The following is a 20,272-nucleotide window of genomic DNA, read 5'->3' on the forward strand; positions in this document are numbered from 1 at the left end:
GGCTCCCGATCGGCATCCGCACGGAACACGGGGTGGGCAGTAACCATGGCCGCAGCAGGACAGGGAACGCCGGGCACGCCGAGGGTGCTGCGGGCGATGAACGACCGGGCCGCACTGGACCTGTTGGTCTCCCAGGGCCCCCTGACCCGCACCCAGATCGGCGAACTGACGGGGCTGTCCAAGCCGACCGCCTCCCAGCTGCTCGCCCGGCTCACCGCGGCCGGGCTGGTCCGGACCACCGGCAACGTCACCGGCCGGCCCGGGCCCAACGCCCAGCTGTACGAGGTGAATCCGGCCGCCGCACACGTCGCCGCGCTGGCCGTGGACCAGCTGGGCATCACCGCGGCCGTCGCGGACCTCACCGGCCGGGTGCTCGGCGAGGAGCGGATCGGCACCGGGCCGGGCCCCGAGGGCGCCACCGCACAGACCGCCCGGCTGGTCGCACGGGCCGTCGACGGGGCGCTGGCCGAGGCCGGGCTGACGCGCGAACAGCTGCACCGCGCGGTGATCGGCACCCCCGGCGCCCTGGACCCGCAGACCGGCCTGCTGCGGTACGCGCCCCACCTGCCGGGCTGGCAGTCGCGGACGCTGAAGGAGGAGCTGGCCGAGGCCCTCGGCGTCCCGGTCGTCATCGAGAACGACGTGAACCTGGCCGCGGTGGCCGAGCAGCACGACGGCGCCGCCCAGGACTTCGACGACTTCGTGCTGGTGTGGGTCGACGAGGGCGTGGGCGCCGCGATCGTGCTGGACGGGCGGCTGCTGCGCGGGGCCACCGGCGGCGCCGGCGAGATCGGCTACATGCCGCTGCCCGGCGCCCGGCTGGCCCGGGACGGCGACCGCAGCGCCGCCCGGCCGGACGCCGGCGGCGGCTTCCAGCAACTGGTCGGCACGCCCAGCGTGCTCGCCCTCGCCCGGGCCTCCGGCGCCCCCGAGGTCCGCACCGTCGCCGAGGCACTGGCCCGGGACGACGTACGGGCCGAGGTGGCGCGCCGGCTGGCGACCGGCCTGGCCGCGGTGGTCGCGGTGGTCGACCCCCGCCTGGTGGTGCTCTCCGGCGAGGTGCCGCAGGCCGGCGGGGAGGCGCTGCGGGCCCTGGTCGAGGCGGAGTTCACCGGGCTCGCGCTGCCCCGCCCGGAGATCCGGATCAGCGACATCGCGGGCGACCCCATCCTCACCGGCGCGCTGCGCACGGCACTGGCGGAGACCCGCGACGCGGTCTTCGACACCGGCTGAGCCCCCGGCCCCGGGCCCGTCCTGTACGTCGAACGGGCCCGGCGACCGTCACGGCCGGAGCCCGTCCGGGCGCCCGGGACCCCCCGACGTAAGGAAGTCCGCATGCCGCTCGTGCCGTTCATGCCGCTCCCCCGCCCGGGTGCCCGACCACGACCGCACGGCCGCCCGCGCCCCCGCGCCCGCCGCCGTGGCCGGACCGGGCGGCCGGCGGCGCTGCCCGTGGTGCTGGCCGCCGGGCTGCTCGCCGCCGGCTGCGCCCACCCCAGTGTCGGCAGCGACCGCGACGACCCCACCCGGCCGGTCACCCTCACCTTCTGGCACGGCTGGTCCGACGCCGGCGAGGTCAAGGCCATCGACGACAGCATCGCGCGGTTCGAGAAACGCCACCCCAACATCACCGTGAAGGCGGTCGGGAACGTCTCCGACGCCACCATGAACCAGGCGCTGCGGGCCGGCGGCGACGACGCACCCGACGTGGTGTCGTCGTTCACCACCAACAACGTCGGGCAGTACTGCTCCTCCGGAATGTGGGCGGACCTCGACCCCTTTCTGCACAAGAGCGGCGTGGTGAAGGAGGAGGTCTTTCCCGGGCCCCTGCTCTCCTATACGCAGTACCGCGGCCGGCAGTGCGCGCTGCCGCTGCTCGCCGACACCTACGGGCTGTACTACAACAAGGACGCCTTCCGGAAAGCCGGCATCACCCGGCCGCCGCGCACCATGTCGGAGCTGGAACGGGACGCCGGGAAACTCACCCGGCGCACCGGGAACGGCGGCTACCGACAGGTCGGCTTCATGCCGGACTTCCGGCTGTACCAGAACAGCCCGGACCGGCTCTTCGCACAGTGGGGCCCGCGGTATTTCGACCGGAACGGAAAAGCGCGGCTCGCCGAGGAACCCTCGACCCGGGAATTCTTCACCACCCAGCGCGAACTCCTCGTCGCCCAGGGCGGATACGGCCCGCTGGAGAAGTTCCGCACCACGTTCGGCGAGGAGATGTCGGCACAGAACGCCTTTCTGCGACAGAAGGTGGCCATGCACATGGACGGTGAATGGCGCGGCCTGATGCTCAGGAAGGCGAAGGCGCCGTTCGACTGGGGCGTGGCGCCGATGCCGGTGCCCGACGACCGTGCCGACACCTACGGCCGGGGCTGTCTCACCGGCACCGTCGCCGGCATCGCGCACAGCAGCCGGCATCAGAACGCGGCCTGGGAACTGGTGAAGTTCCTGACCGTCGACACCGACCAGGTGGTCGCCTTCGCCAACGCCATCCACAACGTCCCGTCCACCAACGCCGCCCTGGTCTCCCCCGAGTTGGACGCCGACGCGGAGTTCCGCACCTTCCTCGACATCGTCCGCAATCCGCACAGCACCGCACTGCCCCCGTCCGACAACGGCGACATGTACGTCACCTCGCTCCAGGACTTCTCCTACGCCGTGGAAGCCGGAAAGGTCCCCGATCTCGACGCCGGACTGCGCGCCCTCGACGCCCGGATCGACGCCGACAACCTCCAGTCCGAGAACTGACGGAGCACCCATGGCAGTCACCGCCTCCCCCGCGCCGGCGCTGCGGCGCAAACACCTCCGCGAACGCCTGCGCATCCTGGGATTCCTCTCCCCCTGGCTCGTCGGATTCTCGGTCTTCTTCGGCTACCCGCTGATCGCCACCGGCTACTTCTCCATCATGCACTACAACCAGATCGAGCAGCCCGCGTTCGTGGGCCTGCGGAACTGGAAATACGTGCTGACCCAGATGCCGCTGTTCGGGCCGGCGCTGTGGAACACGCTCTGGCTGGTCGTGGTGATGGTGGCGCTGCGAGTCGTCTTCGGACTGGGCATCGGACTGCTCGTCACCAAGGTGAAATCGGGCGCCGGATTCTTCCGCACCGCGTTCTATCTGCCTTATCTGGCGCCGCCGGTGGCCGCCACCGTCGCCTTCGTCTTCCTGCTCAACCCGGCCACCGGGCCGGTCAACGAGATCCTCGGCGCGGTCGGCATCCCGGGCCCGGAGTGGTTCAACGACCCGGCCTGGGCCAAGCCGTCGCTGGTCCTGCTGTCCCTGTGGGGCATCGGCGACCTGATGGTGATCTTCATGGCGGCGCTGCTGGACGTCCCGAAGGAGCAGTACGAGGCCGCCGCACTGGACGGCGCCGGCGCCTGGGCGAGGTTCCGCTATGTGACCTGGCCGACGATCACCCCGATCGTGCTGTTCGCGGTGGTCACCGGTGTCGTACAGACCATGCAGTACTACACCCAGGCGCTGGTCGCCGGGAAACTCGCCTCCGGCGTCTCCCTCGGCCCCGGCACCGTCATCCAGCCCGGCTACCCGGACCACTCCACCCTGACCGTGCCGCAGCTCGTCTACTCGCTGGGCTTCCAGAACTTCAACACCGGCGCCGCCTGCGCCCTTTCGCTGGTGCTGTTCGCCCTCGCGATGGCCGTCACCACCCTGCTGATGCGCAAGGGCGCCGGCCTGCTCCCGGCGGAGGACTGATCCGACATGACCACCACCACGCTCCCCCGCCGCCCGGCCGCCCGCGCCCCCCGCGCCACCGGCACCCAGGCCGCCGGCGCCCGCCGCAGACGGCTGCTGCACTGGATCGCCGTGCACGCGGTGGCCGTCGCCGCCGCCCTCTTCTTCCTCCTCCCGTTCGTCTTCGTCCTGCTGACCTCCGTCATGAACGACGACCAGGCGATGAGCGGCGAACTCTGGCCGCACGAGTGGAACTGGTCCAACTACGCCAGCGTGTTCACCACCCCCGGCTTCCTCGACTGGTGGAAGAACTCGCTGCTCTACGCGGGCCTGGGCACCCTCTTCACGGTCTGCTCGGCGGTCCCGGTCGCCTATGCGCTGGCCCGCTTCCGCTTCCGCGGCCGTCGCACCGCGATGCTGCTCGTCATCTCCACGATGATGCTGCCGCCCCAGGTCGTCGTCATCCCGATGTACCTGGTGTGGGCGCAGCAGCTGCACCTGACCGGCTCGGTCTGGCCGCTGGTCGTCCCGATGGCGTTCGGCGACGCCTACTCGATCTTCCTGCTCCGCCAGTTCCTGCTGACGATCCCTCAGGAATATGTGGAGTCCGCGAAGGTCGACGGCTGCGGCGAACTCCGCACCCTGCTGCGGATCATCTTCCCCATGGCCCGCCCCGGCATCGCCGCCATCGCCCTCTTCCAGTTCTTCTACTGCTGGAACGACTACTTCGGGCCGCAGATCTACACCGCCCAGAACCCGGCCGCCTGGACGCTCTCCTACGGCCTGGAGTCCTTCAAGAGCGCGCACAACGTCAACTGGAACCTCACCATGGCCGCGACGGTACTGGTCATGGCCCCCGTCATCGTCGTCTTCTTCTTCGCGCAGAAAGCCTTCGTCGAAGGCGTCACACTCACCGGAGTGAAGGGCTGAAACCGCTCATGCTGCCAACGTCCGGGGGCCGCCCCCCGCACTCCCCCGTCAAGATCGCCGTGGTCGGCGGCGGCTCGACCTACACCCCCGAACTCATCGACGGCTTCGCGCGGTTGCGGGACGTGCTGCCGGTCGGCGAACTCGTCCTGATCGACCCGGCCACCGAGCGGCTGGAGCTGATCGGCGCACTGGCCCGCCGGATCTTCGCCCGGCAGGGCCACCCGGGCACCGTCACCTGGACCGACGACCTGGACGCCGGACTCGACGGCGCCGACGCCGTCCTGCTCCAGCTGCGGGTCGGCGGGCAGGCGGCCCGCGACCAGGACGAGACCTGGCCGCTGGAGTGCGGCTGCGTCGGCCAGGAGACCACCGGCGCGGGCGGCCTCGCCAAGGCACTGCGCACCGTCCCGGTCGTCCTGGACATCGCCGAACGGGTCCGCCGCCGCTGCCCGGACGCCTGGATCGTGGACTTCACCAACCCGGTGGGCATCGTCACCCGGGCCCTGCTCACCCACGGGCACAAGGCCGTCGGACTGTGCAACGTGGCCATCGGCTTCCAGCGGAAGTTCGCCGGGCTGCTCGGCGTGGCCCCCGAACGCGTCGAGCTGGAGCACGTCGGCCTGAACCACCTCACCTGGGAGCGGGCCGTCCGCGTCGACGGCGAGGACGTCCTGCCCCGGCTCCTCGCGGAACACGGCGACGCGGTCGCCGCCGACATCCGCATGCCCCGCGCGCTCCTCGACCACCTGGGCGTCGTCCCCTCCTACTACCTGCGCTACTACTACCGGCACGACGCGGTGGTGGCGGAGCTGCGCACCAAGCCCTCCCGCGCCGCCGAGGTCGCCGCCCTCGAACGCGAACTCCTCGGCCTCTACGCCGACCCGGCCCTGGCCGAGAAACCCGCCCTCCTCTCCCGCCGCGGCGGCGCCTTCTACTCCGAGGCAGCGGTAGCCCTGACGTCGTCCTTGCTGGCGGGCGGGGGCGGGGCGGATTCCGACGCGGGGGGTGGCCTACGGGCCGGGGACGGGGCGGGTGGTGAAGGGTGGGGTGCCGAGGGGAAGTTGGTCGGTGATGTGCAGGTCGTCAACACCCTCAACAACGGGACGTTGCCGTTCCTGCCGGACGATGCGGTGATCGAGGTGCCGGCCGCGGTCGGCTCCCGGGGGGCCTCCCCCCTCCCCCTCCGCCCCCTAGCCCCCCTTTTTGCCGGGCTCGTCGCCAATGTCACGGCCTACGAGCACCTGGCTCTGGACGCGGCCCTCAAAGGCGGCCGCGACCGGGTCTTCACCGCACTCCTCGCACACCCCCTCATCGGCCAGATCGACCACGCGGACCGGCTCGCCGACGCGCTGATCGCACACAACCGGGAGCACCTCACGTGGGCCTGACCGGCACTGCGCTCGCCGTCGACGCGGGCAACAGCAAGACCGACGTGGTGCTGGTCGCCACCGACGGCAGGGTCCTCGGCCGGGCCCGCGGCGGCGGCTTCCAGCCGCATCTGGTCGGCACCGCCCGCGCCGTGGACGTGCTGGCCCCCCTGATCGCCGAGGCCCGGCGCCGGGCCGGACTGCCCGCCGACGGCCCGGCCGCCCAGCTCTCCGCCTTCCTCGCCAACGCCGACCTCCCCGTCGAAGTGACCCGCCTGACCACCGAGATCGTCGCCCGCGGCTGGGCGGACGCCGTCACCGTACGCAACGACACCTTCGCCCTGCTCCGCGCCGGACTCCCGGACGGCGCCGAGCAGTTGGGCGTCGCCGTGGTCTGCGGCGCCGGCGTCAACTGCGTCGGCGTCGGCCGCGGCGGGGCCACCGCCCGCTTCCCGGCCGTCGGCCGGATCTCCGGCGACTGGGGCGGCGGCTCCTTCCTCGCCGACGAGGCCCTGTGGCACGCCGCCCGCGCCGAGGACGGCCGCGGCACACCGAGCGAACTCGCCCGCGCGCTACCGGCCCACTTCGGCCTGACGACGATGGCAGAACTGATCGAGGCCCTGCACCTGCGGCGGATCCCGCTCGACCGCCGGCACGAACTGTCCCCCCTGCTCTTCGCCGTCGCGGCGGACGGCGACGCCGTCGCCCGCTCCCTCGTGGCCCGCCAGGCGGAGGAGATCGCCCTGATGGCCTCCGTCGCCCTCCAGCGCCTCGACCTCCTCTCCGAACCGACCCCGGTCATCCTCGGCGGCGGCATCCTCGCCGCCCGGCACCCCCTTCTCCACGACCACGTCACCGAACTCCTCGCCGCCCGGGCGCCGAAGGCCGTCCCGCACCTCCTCACCGCGCCCCCGGTCCTCGGCGCCGCCCTGGACGCACTGGACCGGGCGACCCCCGGACCGCCCCGACGGGCCTACACCCGCCTGCGGGCGGAATGGGCATAGAGCGGGAGGAATGGGCATAGAGGGAAGTACCCGCCCGTCACCGCGGTTGCCGGTGACTCACCCCACCTGGACGCAGTCGCCGCTGCGGGTCTCGGCGCGTTCGCCCGGGGCCAGGACGAGGGCGGGCGGGGGCGGGGAGAGGTCGCTTTCCGTGATGATGGTGATGGGGCGGTCGGTGTCGTTGGCGATGGGTGTGAGGGCGCCGTCGGGGGCGTGGAGGAGGGGGTAGGTGCCGGTCGGGTTGATGTAGGTCGTGCTGCCGATGGTGAGGAATCCGGTGGCCGGGGCGGTGGGCGCGGGGGCGGCCGGGGCCCTGGTGGCGACCTTGGAGGCGGTCTTGGACCCGATCTTGGAGCCGGTCTTGGTGAGGGGGGTCAGGAGTTGGCTGATGCGGCGCATGGCGTCGTTCCTCCGTCGATTCCGTTGATTCCGTGACGTCCGTCGTTTCCGTTGCTTCCGTTGCTTCCGTTGTTTCCGTTGCTTCGAGGGTTGGCGGGAGAACCAACCTTCGTCACTCAGAGTAGTCGGATCGGGGTGGGGTCGTCAGCGGCGCGCGGGAGTGGCGCGGGGGCGCGAGGCGGCAAGGTGCGCGCCGAGGGCGGTCGTCCGGCCGGTCGCTCGTGCGGTGGCGCGGTGGGTGGCCCGGCCGGTGGGCGCGTCCGCACCCGACCACCACGGCCCGGCCCCTCCCCCGCCCCTCAGTCGTCCAGTGGCAGTGCCAGGTCCCGGACGTGGCCCGCGAGGAGTTGGACCGCGGCGTCGACGGCGGCCTGGGGGTTCCGGGCGCGGATGGCGTCGGTGAGGCGGGAGTGCGGGTCGGTGGCGGCGGCGTCGGCGGTGTCCAGGCAGGCGGCGCGGCGGAGTTCCGCGCGCAGGGCGGTGCTGAGGGAGCGGTAGATGTCGGCGAGCACGGGGTTGGCGCCGGCCTCGGCGACCAGGATGTGGAACTCCGCGTCGGCCGCGGTGAACGCCTCGCTGTCGTGGGCCGCGAGGGCGGCCCCGCGGCGCTCCAGGGCGGCCTCGATGCCGGCGAGCTGGGCGTCGGTGCGGTGCTTGGCGGCCTGCCGGGCGGCGACCACGTCGAGCCCCTGGCGGACCTGGGTGACATGGCTCAGCTCGGCGCGCTCCAGACGGCGGCGGAGGGCGACCGCGCTGTCGTCGTCGGAGATCACGAACGTGCCGTCGCCCTGGCGGGGTTCGAGGAGTCCGGAGTGGACGAGCGAGCGCACGGCCTCGCGGACCGAGGCGCGGCTGACGCCGAGGGCCTCGGACAGGGCGCTCTCCGGCGGGATGCGGCTGCCCACGGGCCAGGTGCCGCTCACGATCTGGCCGCGGATCTCGTCGGTCGCGGACTCCACGAGCGACACCCGGCCCTTGCGGACGGACTGCACTCGATCACTCCCTTTCTCGGCGGGACGGACGTCTTCGGCCGTCGCGGAGAGGCGGACGGGTCCGGCGCGGGCGTCGTGGGGCTCTCGTGCGGTGCGGGTCCCATGGGGCGGGACTCCGGACGCGTGTCACCCGGGGCGGCGGCCGGCGGCGGAGCGTCCGATCCCGGTCGCCAGGTATCGGCGACTCCTCGTAAGCGTAATGCGGGGAACCGGGGGCGGCGGGCGGGCGTGATGAAGGGTGGTGGGGCGCCGGCGGAAGGCCGTCGGAGGACCGCGGGGCGTTCGGCGTTCCGAACAAGATCGGGTCAAGTCCGGTGTGCCGACCGGGGGACACGGACATACTGACGGCCGTGCGCCTCGTGCCCGCGGGCGCCGGGCTCGGGACCGGCCCGCAGTCAGCGACCCAGGGGGTGGTTCGTCGGTGTCGTCGATGTCCTCGGTGTCGTCGGTGTCGTCGGTGTCGTCCGAGTCCTCGGCGTCCGCTCTGCCGTCCGGCGCTTCGGTGCCCCCGGGGGCGCCCGGCGGCCCTGGCGAGCCGTCCGCCGCGCGCCGGCGCACCGCGTGGGCCGAGGGCGTGGACCGGCTGCGGGCGGCCGCGACGACCGAGCCGGGGCGGCTGCGCGCCATCGGGGCGGTGCTGGCGCTGCTGCTCCTGGTGTTCGGGGCGGCCACCGCCTGGCAGGTGACGGACCGGTCGCGGGCCGCCGACGACGTGGTGCTGCGCAGCCAGCCGCTGACCGCGGACGCGGCGAGCATCTACCGCTCGCTGGCGGACGCCGACACCACGGCCGCCGGCGGGTTCCTGGCGGGCGGCACGGAGTCCCCGGCGACCCGGGCGCGCTACGAGCAGGACCTGGCGACCGCGTCGCGGCTGCTGGTGAAGGCGGCGGCGCAGGCGCGGGTGCCGGGCCCGGAGGGCCGGGCGGCGGATCCGGCCGGGACGCAGATCGCCCGGCTGAACACCCTGCTGCCGCGGTACACCGGGCTGATCGAGACGGCCCGCACCAACAACCGGCAGGGGCTGCCCCTGGGCGGCGCCTATCTGCGCTACGCCAACGAGCGGATGCGGACGGAACTCCTCCCGGCGGCCCGGGAGTTGTACGACGCGGAGCGCCAGCGGCTCGCCGCCGACGTGCAGCGGGCCACCGCGCGGCCGTGGTGGGCGCTGGCCGCGGGGGCGCCGGCGCTGGCCGCTCTGGTGTGGGCGCAGCGCCGGCACCACCGCCGCACCAACCGGGTGTTCAACCACGGTCTGCTGGCGGCGACGGCGGCCTCGGTGGCGGTGCTGCTGTGGCTGGTGGCGGCGCACGTCGTGGCGCGGGCCGGGCTGACCGCCGCGGATGCGCACGGCGCCCGGTCGCTGCAGGTGCTCAACACCGCCCGGATCGACGCCCTGCGGGCGCGGGCGGACGAGAATCTGACGCTGGTGGCGCGCGGCGCGGTGCTGACCGCCGACCAGAAGGACTTCTACGAGGTCGACTTCCAGGCGAAGATGGGGCGGCTGGCGGGCCCGGCGGACGGCCCGGGCCCGGTGGGCGGCGCGGGGGAGCTGGGGCGGGCGCTGGTGTCGGCGGGCGACGAGACGGGGCGGGGGCCGGTGCGGGACGCGGTGGCTGCCCTGGGGCAGTGGCGGGCCCGGCACGCCGCGGCGCGGGCGGCGGACGACCGGGGCGACTACCACCGGGCGCTGGCGCAGGTGATCGGCGGGGGCGGCTCGACGGGCGCGTCGTTCGACCGGGTCGACACCGGGCTGGAGCGAGCGCTCGTCCATGAGCAGGCGCGGTTCCGGTCGGCGGCGGATCGCGGGCGGGCGGCGTTCGGCCTGCTGGCCGCGGGCGCCGGGGTGTTGGCCGTCGTGGCCGCGGTCGCGGCGGTGCTGGGGATCGGGCGCAGGCTGTCGGAGTACCGGTGAGGAGGTCCGGGGAGATGGGGACGCGCGGGCGGGGGCTGCGGAATCTGCGGGCCGTCCTGGCGCCGGTCGTGGCGGGCATGGCCGTGATGGCGGCGACCGCGACGGTGCTGGTGCCCGCGCTGGGCCATGGGGCGCGCCCGGACGCCCCGGGCCCGGTGGCGACGCACCGCTCGTACGGGCCGGGGACGCCGCACGCGGCACCGGCCGCGGCGCGGTGCACACCGGGCACGGCGGCGCAGAGCCTGCGGCCCTCGCCCGCCGACGGGCCGGCGGTGGAGCGGATCAGGAAGAAGGGCCAACTGGTCGTCGGGGTGGACCAGAACACCTACCGGTGGGGGTACCGCGACCGGGACACCGGCCGGCTGGAGGGCTTCGACATCGACCTGGCGCGGGCGATCGCCCAGGACATCCTGGGGCCGGACGCCAAGGTCGTCTTCCAGGCGGTGCCGACCAACCAGCGGATCCCGGCGGTGCGGCAGCGCACGGTGGACATGGTGGTGCGGACGATGACGATCAACTGCGCGCGCAAGGAGCAGGTGGCGTTCTCGACGGCGTACTTCCAGGCGGGGCAGCAGGTGCTGGCGCCGAAGGAGTCGCCGATCACGGCGTTCGACGACTCGTTGCGCGGCAGGCGGGTGTGCACCGCGGCGGGTTCGACGGGCGAGGCGGAGCTGGCGCGGCGCAACCACGGTGCGAAGGTGCTGACCGCGCCCAACCAGCTGGACTGCCTGGTGCGGCTCCAGTTGGGCGAGGCGGACGCGGTGGTCACCGACAGTGCGCTGGCGGCGGCGCAGGCGGCGCAGGACCCGACGGTGGAGCTGAAGGGCCGGCCGTTCACCGACGAGTCGTACGGGGTGGCGATGAACAAGGACGACCCGGATCTGGTGCGCCGGGTCAACAAGGTCCTGGACGACTACCGCAGCGGCGGGGACGACAGTCCCTGGATGCGGGCGTACCGGAAGTGGTTGCAGGCCGATCTGCCCGGCATATCGGGGCCGCCCGCACCGGAGTACGGCGACTGAGGGCGGCGCGGACGGTCGGTGCCTGCTGCGCGCAGCGGGCCGGGAGCCGGGGGACGGGTGCGCCACGGGGCGCCGGATGGGTCCACTATGGAGGGGCTGGAGCGGGGGCGAGGAGCCGAAGGGCCCGGCGGGCGACGCCGGGTGCACCAACCGCCGTGCACGGTACGCGTATTGGAGAGGTGATCGATGGGGGTCCCTGGACCCTTCCCCGGCTCGGCGGGAAGGCCCGATGCCCCGGCGGTGGACCGGGAGGAGGTGGACCGCGCGCTGGCGCGGCTCGGCGCGGAGTACGAGGCGATCGAGACGTCGCTGCTGGCGTTGCAGGACCACGCCGGCCGCCGGCTCCTGGAGGGCGCCGAGCTGTCGGGCGTCAGCAAGGAGCGCTGGGCCGAGACGGAGCGGTCCCTCGCGCTGCTGTGGTCGCTGTTCGACGCGTACACGGAGGTGTTGACGGCCGCCCGGGAGCTGCGGGCGCGGCGCCGCTGGCCGTCCGCCGAGGAGCTGGCGGAGCTGTCCGAGCTGCTGCACGGCGGCGGGGTGACGGTCCCGGCCGCGGACGCGCCGGGCGCCGGGGACGGCGGCGGCGCGGAGCGGATCGGCCTGGCGGAGCTGGTGGGACGGCTGAACGGCCTGTACGCGCGGTCGCTGGACGTCATCGTGGCGGCGGACGCGGTGTGGTCGGCGCTGCCGGCCCGGATAGACCTGCTGGCGGAGGAGTTGCGGCGGACGCGCTCGCTGGCGCATTCGGTGGGGGTGCGTCCGGGGGAGCATCCGGCCGGTGACGATCTGGAGCGGATCACCGAGGAGTTGACGCGGCTGCGGGCCCTGGTGATCGCCGATCCGCTGGCGTTCTGGGTGTCGTCGGGGGCGGGCAGCGCGGCGCCGGGCGGGGGGCGTCCGGACACCGCCCGCTACGACCGGGCGGCGCGGGCGCTGGAGGACATCCGGCGCGAGGTGGCGGCGGTGCTGGACGTGCGGCAGGACGCGGAGCGACGGCTGATGCTGCTGCGCGACGTGCTGTCGCGGGCGGACCGGACGCTGACCGAGGCGCGGCAGGCGCGCGGGGAGGTGCTGGCGAAGATCGCCGCGTCGGAGGTGCCGGCGGTCAGCGGCCCGTCGACGGTGCTGCACGAGCAGTTGGCGGCGGCCGCGGAGTACCGCCGCCGGTCGCAGTGGCACCGCCTGTCGCCGCTGCTGGACAGCCTGGAGGAGCGGGCGGAGGACGAACTCCGGCGGGCCCGGGAGTCGTTGACGGCGGTGACCGCGCCGCTGGCCGTCCGGGCCGAGCTGCGCGGCCGGCTGGACGCGTACCGGGCGCGGGTGGCGCGGTGCGGCCTGGCGGAGGACCCGATGCTGATGGAGCGCTATGACGTGGCGCGCCGGATGCTGTGGAGCGCGCCGTGCGATCTGCGGGCGGCGGAGCAGGCCGTGTGGCGCTATCAGGAGGCGGCGGCGGAGGCGATGGTCCCGGAGCCGCGGGACGGCAGGGCGGAGTCGTGACGGAGCGGGACGGGGGGCGGTGCCAGCGCCGGGACTGCGACGGGCGATACGAAGACGTCGGCGACGGGGAGTTGTACTGCGACGAGTGCGGGCTGGCGCCGGTGGTGTCGCCCGAGGGGCTGCTGTCGGCGACCGCGACGGTGCTGACGCAGCGGGTCGACGAGGGCGGTGCGACGGTCGCGGCGCCGCCGCCGACCGGTGCCCCGAGGCGGCGGACGGCCGGGACGCACGTCCCGGGGCGGCGGGCGGGCGGCCGGTCCGGGAGCGGGCCGGGCGGCCGGACGCCGCCGGTGGTGCGCGGCAGCGGCCGGGGAGCCGGCGGCCCCGCCTCGGGGTCCGGGGGCGGTTCCGGTGCGTCGCACGGGCGGCTGGGCGCCGGGCTGGTGACGGTGCCGCAGGTGCCGCGGCGCGATCCGCGGTCGGCGGTGCTGGCGCAGCCGGCGGTGCCGGAACGGAAGCGGTTCTGCAGCCGGGGCGAGTGCGGGGCGCCGGTGGGACGGGGCCGGGACGGCCGGCCGGGCCCGGCGGAGGGCTTCTGCACCAAGTGCGGCCATCCGTACAGCTTCGTACCGAAGTTGCGGGCCGGGGAGCTGGTGCACGACCAGTACGAGGTCGCCGGGTGCCTGGCGCACGGCGGGCTGGGCTGGATCTATCTGGCGCGGGACCGTGCGGTCGACGACCGGTGGGTGGTGCTCAAGGGGCTGCTGGACACCGGTGACGAGGAGGCGCTGGCGGCGGCGGTGTCCGAGCGGCGGTTCCTGGCCGCGATCGAGCACCCCAACATCGTGCGGATCTACAACTTCGTCGAGCACCTGGACCGGGCGACCGGCAGCCGGGACGGCTACATCGTCATGGAGTACGTCGACGGCACCTCCCTGAAGGACCTCGCCAACGAGCGGCGCACGTCCCAGGGGCGGCGCGACCCGATGCCGGTGGAGCAGGCGTGCGCGTACGGCGTCGAGGCGCTGGAGGCACTCGGCCATCTGCACGCGCGGCAGTTGCTCTACTGCGACTTCAAGGTCGACAACGCCCTCCAGCAGCACGACCGGCTCAAGCTGATCGACCTGGGCGCGGTGCGGCGCATGGACGACCACGAGAGCCCGCTGTACGGCACGATCGGCTACCAGGCGCCCGAGGTCGGCGAGATGGGCCCGTCGGTCGCCTCCGACCTCTACACCGTCGCCCGCACCCTCGCCGTCCTCACCTTCGACTTCCAGGGCTTCACCAACGTCTTCGCGGACTGTCTGCCGGATCCGGAGCACATCGAGGTGTTCCGTTCCTACGAGTCCTTCTACCGGCTGCTGGTACGGGCCACCGATCCGGATCCGGGCCGGCGCTTCGGGTCGGCGGAGGAGATGGCCGAGCAGCTGACGGGGGTTCTGCGGGAGGTGGCGGCGCTCCGTACGGGCGAGCCGCGGCCGGCGCACTCCACCCTGTTCGGGCCCGAACTGCGGGTGGTGGGCACGGAGCTGATGGGGCCGCCGGCCGGCGACAGTTCGCTGCTGGGCGGCCGGCGGACCGGCCGGCGGCGCGCCGGGCGGGCCGCGGCACCGGGTCCGGTGCGGGCGGACGGCGGCCCGGAGCTGCGGCCGCTGGACGTGGCCGGGGCGGCGCTGGCGCTGCCGGTGCCGCGGGCGGACCCCGACGACCCCAACGCCGGGTTCCTGGCCGGTCTGCACGCCGCGACGCCGGCGGAGCTGCTGGCCGCCCTGCGCGCGGCGCCCGCCGACTCGCCGGAGCTGCGGCTGCGGACCCTGCGCGCCCGGCTGGAGCTGGGCGGGGCCGCGGCCGCCTCCGACGGCGGGCGGGCGGCGGAGGTGTCCGCGGACGACGACTGGCGGGTGGTCTGGCACCGCGGGCTGGCGGCGCTGGCGGCGGGCGACCGGGAGGGCGCCGCGCTGGCCTTCGACGCGGTCTACGACGCCTTCCCCGGCGAGCAGGCGCCGAAGCTGGCGCTGGGCATCAGCGCCGAACTCCTCGGCCAGTGGGAGAACGCCGCGGAGTACTACCGCCTCGTCTGGGCGACCGACCGCGGGTATGTGAGCGCCGCGTTCGGACTGGCCCGGGTGCGGCTGGCGGCCGGCGACCGGGAGGGTGCGGTGGCGGCGCTGGAATCCGTACCGGAGGCGTCCATCCACCACACCGCGGCCCGGATCGCGGCGGTCCGCGCCCGGCTGCGGCAGCGCTCGCCCGAGGAGGCCCTGCTGCCGGATCTGCGGGCCGCCGCCCAACAGGTCGAGGCGCTGGCCGACTTCGGCCTGGACGACCGGCGCCGGGAACTGCTGGCCACCGAAGTACTGGGCAGTGCCCTGGACTGGGTACTCTCCGGGAGCCACGGCGACGGGCCCGGGGCGCCGGGCGGCGGGGAGCCGGCCGGTGCGGCGGTGCCGACGCTGCTCGGCAGTCCGCTGGACGAGCGCGGGCTGCGGTTCGGGCTGGAGCGCTCGTACCGTCTGCTGGCGCGGCTCGCGCGGCGTGGCGAGGAAAGGATCGAGCTGGTGGAGCGGGCCAACCGCTTCCGCCCCAGGACATGGGTGTGACATGGGTGTGACTGGGCCGTCCCGCTGCCGGAACTGCGGTGAGCCGCTCGCCGCGGGGGACAACTACTGCGGACGGTGCGGCGCCGATCCCCTGACGTCGGGCGGCCACGGCCTGCCCACGGGACACGGTGCGCCCCCGGCGGGGTACGCGGCGGGGCCGGCGGCGCAGGCGGGGCCGCCGCCGCCCGACCCCACGACCCGTCTCGCGTACGGGGATCACGGGGGCGCGAGGGTGCCGTCGGCAGGGCCCGCCGGCCGGCCAGCGGACCCGCGGGTGGTCGGCTACGAGGCGGTCGCCGACGCCGCCGCCGGGGCCGTGGCGCGGCCCGAAGCGGACGCCGTGCCGGCCGCTCCGGCCGAGGCCGCCGCCGGCACGGAAGCGGAGCCCGCGGCGGGCACCACGGCGGACGCCGGGACGGCCGTCCCGCAGGGGCCAGCGGCGGACGCCGGGGAGCCGGGCGGAACGATCTTCGACGCGCCCGCGGTGTCCGCCGGCGCGCCCGCCGCGACCGGAAGCGGAACGTCCCCGGACACCCCGGTGCGGCCCGAACGCGACCATCTGGAGCAGGAGTTGCCGGGGGTCGCGGCGGTCAGCGACGTCGGCCACCGGCACCACCGCAACGAGGACTTCTTCGCGCTGGCCGGCACCGCGCTGCCGGACGGCGCGCCGGCGGTGATCGCGGTGGTCTGCGACGGGGTCTCCTCGGCCACCCGTCCCGACGACGCCTCCCGGATCGCCGCCGAACGGGCCGCCGGCGCGCTGCGGATGGCACTGCCGCGCGGCGCCCACCCGCAGCAGGCCATGCACGACGCGGTGCTGGCGGCCTCGACGGCGGTCGATGCGCTGGCCGCCGACCCGTCGCTGGCGCACGACGAGTTCCGCCAGCAGAACGCCCCGGCCTGCACCTTCGTCGGCGCCCTGGTCGGCGGGGGGCTGCTGACCATCGGCTGGGTCGGCGACAGCCGGGCGTACTGGATCCCCGACGACCGCACCGCGCCGCCGGTCCGGCTCACCGAGGACGACTCCTGGGCGGCCCAGATGGTCGCCAACAACCTGATGACGGAGGCCGAGGCCAACGCCGACGAGCGGGCGCACGCCATCACCGGATGGCTCGGCGCGGACGCGTACGAGGTCGAACCGCACATCGCGGCGTTCCGGCCGGACGGGCCGGGCACGGTGGTCGTGTGCACGGACGGGCTGTGGAACTACGTCGAGACGGCCGGGGCGATGGCGGCGGTGCTGCCGACGGACGCCCCGGCCCGGCCGCTGGACGCCGCGCGGGTGCTGGTCGACCACGCCCTGGCCGGCGGCGGGCACGACAACGTAACGGTCGCGGTGGTGCGGTTCCCGGCGCCCGCGGACGGGGCAGGATCGGCCTGAGCCCGCAACCGCACGCGCCGGACCCGGCCACCACCCACCGGGCCGTCCGACCCGCCGGTGGACCGGCCGGCGACGGCCGCAAGGAGCGGACGTAACCCATGGCCAACCTCGCCAAGTCGCGCGTGCCGCGCTTCACCGCCGAGGTGCACCACAATCCCTTCCTTCCCGAGGGCGGGCGCGGGCTGCACGCCGTCGTCACCGTCACCGCGACCGGGGGCGGTTCGACCGGCGGGCGGCCGGTTCCCGGGCCGCGGCCGGAGGGAGGTGTTCCGGTGGCCGGCGGCGCGGCCCTCGGCCCGGAGACCGGGGTCGTGCTGCGGGTGCGGACGCCGCTGGGCGCCGAGGTCGGGTTCCTGCGCCAAGTGGCGCCCGCCACCGAGGACCTGACCGGGCACCGAAGAGCGTCGGGGCCGCGCTCGGGCGACTACCCGACCGGCCCCTGGGGCGACGAGTCCCGCGACTACCACCTCTTCCTCCGCGTCCCGGACCCCGGGCTCGGCCGGGAGATGCTCGCCGCCCGGCTCTCGGTGCTGCTGCCGACGCCGGACGGGGCCGCGCCCCGGGTCGTCGCACAGGGCCTCGTCCGCGCCGTGTGGACGGACGATCCGGCCGCCGCGGTACGGATCGACTTACACGTGGCGCACCACACAGGACGGTCCGAACTGGCCCAAGCCATCCAGCGGGGGCTGGATGCGGCGAAGTGGGGAGATGCCGTCCGCGCGGTGTGCGAACTGCGCCGTGCGACGGGGCTCGCCGCCGACCTGGGAAGCGGGGACACTGCGAAACTCCTTGCGAAGGTGGTGGGCGACGCCGATCCCGCGACCGGTACTGTGCGACAGGCGGCGAAGGCGGCCGAGGCCGGCCGGGAAAGCTCCCGGACGGCACCCGGACCCCACCCAACGCCCGGAGAAAACGCAATGAACGAGCACGTTCAGAACTGATCAGTACCACCCGGAAGTTTTGGTACGGAGGGGGAAGAACCGACATGCCGACCTGCCCGAGCGGCCACCAGTCGGTGGCCGAAGACTGGTGCGAGGTGTGCGGCCAGCGCATGGCGGGAGCCGTCCCCCCGCCGCCCTCCCTGCCGGCGGGGTTCCTGAACACGTCGCCGCCCGAGCCGAACGGCCCCGCGGGCCCGCCGCCCGGCCAGCCCGGCCCGCCGCCGCCCGGCCAGCCGGGTCCGCCGCCCGGTGCGCCGGGTCCCGGCCCGGCCGGCCAGCCCGGTCCCCCGCAGGGCGGTTACGGCTTCCCGCCCGCGCCCGGTCCGGGCGGTCCCGGCGGTCCCGGGGCCCCCGGAATGCCCGGTCCCGGTGGCCCCGGTGCGCCCACGCAGGGTCCCGGCGGCCAGCCGCCGCAGGGCGGTTACGGCTTCCCGCCGCCGGCCCCCGGCCCCGGTGGACCTGGCGGTCCGGGCGTCCCCGGCATGCCCGGTCCCGGCACGCCCCCGCACGGCACCCCGCCGCACGGCGCGCCCGCCCCGGGGATGCCCGCGCCCGGAATGCCGGCTCCCGCGCCCGGTCCCGAGCAGTCCACGGAGTTCTGCCCGCAGTGCCGCGCGCCGCGCGACGGCATGGCGCCGTTCTGCACCGAGTGCCAGTACAACTTCCTCACCAACTCCCCGGCGTCGTTCGCCCCGCCGCCCGCTGCGCCCGCACCCGGCCCCGGCGGCCAGCCGCCGCAGGGCGGCTACGGCTTCCCGCCGCCGGCCCCCGGCCCCGGTGGCCCCGGTGCGCCCGCGCACGGTCCCGGCGGCCAGCCGCCACAGGGTGGTTACGGCTTCCCGCCGCCGCAGGCCCCGTTCGAGCAGCAGGCTCCCTTCGAGCAGCCGGCCCCGTTCGAGCAGGCGCCGTTCGAGCAGCAGGCCCCGCAGCAGCCGGGCCCGCCGCCCGGGATGCCCGGCCCCGGCGGCTACCCGGGTCAGCCCGGCCCGCCCCCCGGCATGCCCGGACCCGGCCCCGGCCCGGCCGGCCAGCCCGGCCCGCCGCCGCCCCCGCAGCAGGGCGGTGACGACTGGACGCTGACCCCGCCGCACCAGGCACCGGCGGCCAACGCCGCCCCGCCGATGGCGCCCCCGCAGCCCGGACCCGGCCCGCAGGCCCCGTTCGAGCAGCAGCCGCCGGCCCCGTTCCCGCCGCAGCAGCAGCCCCAGCCGGGGCCCGACGGCCAGTGGGGCGGCGGCCCCGGCCAGGCTCCGGCGGCGCCGCCGCAGGGCCCGCCGCCGGTGGTCGGCGACGGCTGGGTGGTGGCCATCGGACCGGACCGCGAGTACTTCATGGCGATGATGAGCCGCAGCGGCCCGGAGGCCGCGGGGCTCAACCTCCCCTCGTACTCCCCCGAGCAGGTGCTGCCGCTCACCGGCGGCCAGGTCTCGGTCGGCCGGCGCCGGAACAGCACCGGCGAGGCCCCCGACGTCGACCTGGGCCGGACCCCTGAGGACCCGGGCGTCTCGCACCAGCACGCCCTGCTCGTCCAGCAGCAGGACGGCAGTTGGGCCGTGGTGGACCAGAACTCCACCAACGGCACGACGGTCAACCTCGCCGAGGAGCCGATCCAGCCGTACGTCCCGGTGCCGCTCCACGAGGGCGACCGGGTGCACGTCGGCGCCTGGACGACGCTGACCGTCCGCCGCGGCTGACCGCCGCACGACACCTCACCAACTCCGGGGCGTGATCGACCGATCGCGCCCCGGAGTCGTGTCCGCCGGCGACCGCCCGGAGACCGGCCCCAAGTCCGGGATCCTCGGTCGCGACGTCTGCCACCATGGACGGGTGAACGACATTCCGCACGACACCCTGCAGGAGCAGACCTTCTACGAGCAGGTCGGCGGCGAGGACACCTTCCGCCGTCTGGTGCGCCGCTTCTACGAGGGCGTCGCCGAGGACCCGCTGCTGCGGCCGATGTACCCGGAGGAGGATCTGGGGCCGGCCGAGGAGCGCCTCGCCCTCTTCCTCATGCAGTACTGGGGCGGCCCCCGCACCTACAGCGAGAACCGCGGCCACCCCCGGCTGCGGATGCGGCACGCCCCGTTCGCCGTCGACCGGGCCGCGCACGACGCCTGGCTGCGGCACATGCGGGACGCCGTGGACTCCCTCGGACTGGCCGAGGACCATCGCACGCAGTTGTGGAACTACCTCACGTACGCCGCCGCGTCGATGATCAACACCGCAGGGTGAGAGAACGGTCACACCGCCCTGGCCCTACGCGACCGCCCCTCCTCCACCTGCAACCCGACCACATCACCATCTGGCCCGACACCCCCGACGCCCCCTGAGCCCCAACACACCCCGCCCAGCACATCCAGACTGCGCGCCCAGTCCTGCAACGCCCGTCCCACGTGCCCCAGTTCAGCCGCATCCGGCCCGCAATATCCAGCCCGTCCGGCGTTTGAGGACGAGCCCGGAGGGCGATATCGAGCCCGCAGGGCGAGCCCCGAACACAAGCGGGAACTGCACACAAACGGGGACCGCGCAGAACACAAACGGGGACCGCGCAGAACGGTCCCCGAACACGCGACCCGACGGC

General features: G+C 75.0%; 16 protein-coding genes. 14 read left to right on the forward strand and 2 right to left on the reverse strand.

Features of this window, described 5'->3' with window-relative positions; genetic code table 11:
• The first annotated feature begins 96 nt into the window (after nt 1–96).
• The 6 genes from K2224_RS01075 (at nt 97) to K2224_RS01100 (ending at nt 7,004) form a co-directional block, all read left to right on the forward strand.
• Nucleotides 97–1,233 (forward strand): ROK family transcriptional regulator, encoded by a 1,137-nt coding sequence (locus tag K2224_RS01075; RefSeq protein WP_260693395.1) that lies wholly within the window; start codon nt 97–99, stop codon nt 1,231–1,233.
• 102 nt (nt 1,234–1,335) lie between these two features.
• Entirely contained in the window at nt 1,336–2,757 is a 1,422-nt protein-coding gene (locus tag K2224_RS01080; protein WP_260692268.1) for an ABC transporter substrate-binding protein, read from the forward strand.
• A 10-nt stretch (nt 2,758–2,767) separates the two neighbouring features.
• On the forward strand, nt 2,768–3,724 hold the full coding sequence (locus tag K2224_RS01085) for a carbohydrate ABC transporter permease (protein ID WP_221904737.1): 957 nt from the start codon (nt 2,768–2,770) through the stop codon (nt 3,722–3,724).
• Between the two features lie 6 nt (nt 3,725–3,730).
• On the forward strand, nt 3,731–4,633 hold the full coding sequence (locus tag K2224_RS01090) for a carbohydrate ABC transporter permease (RefSeq protein ID WP_221904738.1): 903 nt from the start codon (nt 3,731–3,733) through the stop codon (nt 4,631–4,633).
• 8 nt (nt 4,634–4,641) lie between these two features.
• A complete protein-coding gene (locus tag K2224_RS01095; protein WP_221904739.1) occupies nt 4,642–6,021 on the forward strand; it encodes a 6-phospho-beta-glucosidase in 1,380 nt (459 codons plus the stop codon).
• Complete coding sequence (locus K2224_RS01100; RefSeq protein ID WP_221904740.1) at nt 6,012–7,004, forward strand: N-acetylglucosamine kinase; 993 nt, start codon at nt 6,012–6,014, stop codon at nt 7,002–7,004. The genes K2224_RS01095 and K2224_RS01100 overlap by 10 nt, the downstream gene beginning before the upstream one ends.
• 57 nt (nt 7,005–7,061) lie before the next feature.
• Here the strand turns inward: K2224_RS01100 and K2224_RS01105 are convergent, their stop codons facing one another.
• Together K2224_RS01105 and K2224_RS01110 are read right to left on the reverse strand one after the other, a co-directional pair.
• Nucleotides 7,062–7,403, reverse strand: a complete 342-nt coding sequence (locus tag K2224_RS01105; RefSeq protein WP_221904741.1) for a hypothetical protein — start codon at nt 7,401–7,403, stop codon at nt 7,062–7,064.
• A gap of 299 nt (nt 7,404–7,702) precedes the next feature.
• Nucleotides 7,703–8,395: a FadR/GntR family transcriptional regulator gene (locus K2224_RS01110; protein WP_221904742.1), complete on the reverse strand. Its 693-nt coding sequence runs from the start codon at nt 8,393–8,395 to the stop codon at nt 7,703–7,705.
• A gap of 430 nt (nt 8,396–8,825) precedes the next feature.
• On the opposite strand from K2224_RS01110, the gene K2224_RS01115 reads away from it, so the two are divergent.
• From K2224_RS01115 to K2224_RS01150, 8 genes are all read left to right on the forward strand, one after another.
• Nucleotides 8,826–10,307, forward strand: a complete 1,482-nt coding sequence (locus K2224_RS01115) for a hypothetical protein (RefSeq protein WP_260693396.1) — start codon at nt 8,826–8,828, stop codon at nt 10,305–10,307.
• A gap of 14 nt (nt 10,308–10,321) precedes the next feature.
• Entirely contained in the window at nt 10,322–11,329 is a 1,008-nt protein-coding gene (locus K2224_RS01120) for a glutamate ABC transporter substrate-binding protein (protein ID WP_221904748.1), read from the forward strand.
• A gap of 186 nt (nt 11,330–11,515) precedes the next feature.
• A complete protein-coding gene (locus tag K2224_RS01125) occupies nt 11,516–12,829 on the forward strand; it encodes a hypothetical protein (RefSeq protein ID WP_221904749.1) in 1,314 nt (437 codons plus the stop codon).
• Nucleotides 12,826–15,369 (forward strand): serine/threonine-protein kinase, encoded by a 2,544-nt coding sequence (locus K2224_RS01130; protein WP_221904751.1) that lies wholly within the window; start codon nt 12,826–12,828, stop codon nt 15,367–15,369. The genes K2224_RS01125 and K2224_RS01130 overlap by 4 nt, the downstream gene beginning before the upstream one ends.
• 1 nt (nt 15,370) lies before the next feature.
• A complete protein-coding gene (locus K2224_RS01135) occupies nt 15,371–16,750 on the forward strand; it encodes a protein phosphatase 2C domain-containing protein (protein ID WP_221904753.1) in 1,380 nt (459 codons plus the stop codon).
• 98 nt (nt 16,751–16,848) lie between these two features.
• Nucleotides 16,849–17,691, forward strand: coding sequence for a hypothetical protein (locus K2224_RS01140; protein ID WP_221904755.1), 843 nt, complete (start codon nt 16,849–16,851; stop codon nt 17,689–17,691).
• Between the two features lie 44 nt (nt 17,692–17,735).
• Entirely contained in the window at nt 17,736–19,385 is a 1,650-nt protein-coding gene (locus K2224_RS40150) for an FHA domain-containing protein (protein ID WP_260692269.1), read from the forward strand.
• A gap of 133 nt (nt 19,386–19,518) precedes the next feature.
• Entirely contained in the window at nt 19,519–19,923 is a 405-nt protein-coding gene (locus K2224_RS01150; protein WP_221904756.1) for a globin, read from the forward strand.
• The last annotated feature ends 349 nt before the right edge of the window (nt 19,924–20,272 follow it).

The organism is Streptomyces sp. BHT-5-2 (genome assembly GCF_019774615.1).
In the GTDB taxonomy this organism is placed as follows: domain Bacteria; phylum Actinomycetota; class Actinomycetes; order Streptomycetales; family Streptomycetaceae; genus Streptomyces.

Coding starts and splice junctions, on each gene's coding strand:
- K2224_RS01075 (WP_260693395.1), top strand. CDS start 97: ATGAACGACCGGGCCGCACTGGACCTGTTGGTCTCCCAGGGCCCCCTG.
- K2224_RS01080 (WP_260692268.1), top strand. CDS start 1,336: ATGCCGCTCGTGCCGTTCATGCCGCTCCCCCGCCCGGGTGCCCGACCA.
- K2224_RS01125 (WP_221904749.1), top strand. CDS start 11,516: ATGGGGGTCCCTGGACCCTTCCCCGGCTCGGCGGGAAGGCCCGATGCC.
- K2224_RS01115 (WP_260693396.1), top strand. CDS start 8,826: ATGTCCTCGGTGTCGTCGGTGTCGTCGGTGTCGTCCGAGTCCTCGGCG.
- K2224_RS01085 (WP_221904737.1), top strand. CDS start 2,768: ATGGCAGTCACCGCCTCCCCCGCGCCGGCGCTGCGGCGCAAACACCTC.
- K2224_RS01120 (WP_221904748.1), top strand. CDS start 10,322: ATGGGGACGCGCGGGCGGGGGCTGCGGAATCTGCGGGCCGTCCTGGCG.
- K2224_RS40150 (WP_260692269.1), top strand. CDS start 17,736: ATGCCGACCTGCCCGAGCGGCCACCAGTCGGTGGCCGAAGACTGGTGC.
- K2224_RS01135 (WP_221904753.1), top strand. CDS start 15,371: ATGGGTGTGACTGGGCCGTCCCGCTGCCGGAACTGCGGTGAGCCGCTC.
- K2224_RS01090 (WP_221904738.1), top strand. CDS start 3,731: ATGACCACCACCACGCTCCCCCGCCGCCCGGCCGCCCGCGCCCCCCGC.
- K2224_RS01095 (WP_221904739.1), top strand. CDS start 4,642: ATGCTGCCAACGTCCGGGGGCCGCCCCCCGCACTCCCCCGTCAAGATC.
- K2224_RS01140 (WP_221904755.1), top strand. CDS start 16,849: ATGGCCAACCTCGCCAAGTCGCGCGTGCCGCGCTTCACCGCCGAGGTG.
- K2224_RS01105 (WP_221904741.1), bottom strand. CDS start 7,403: ATGCGCCGCATCAGCCAACTCCTGACCCCCCTCACCAAGACCGGCTCC.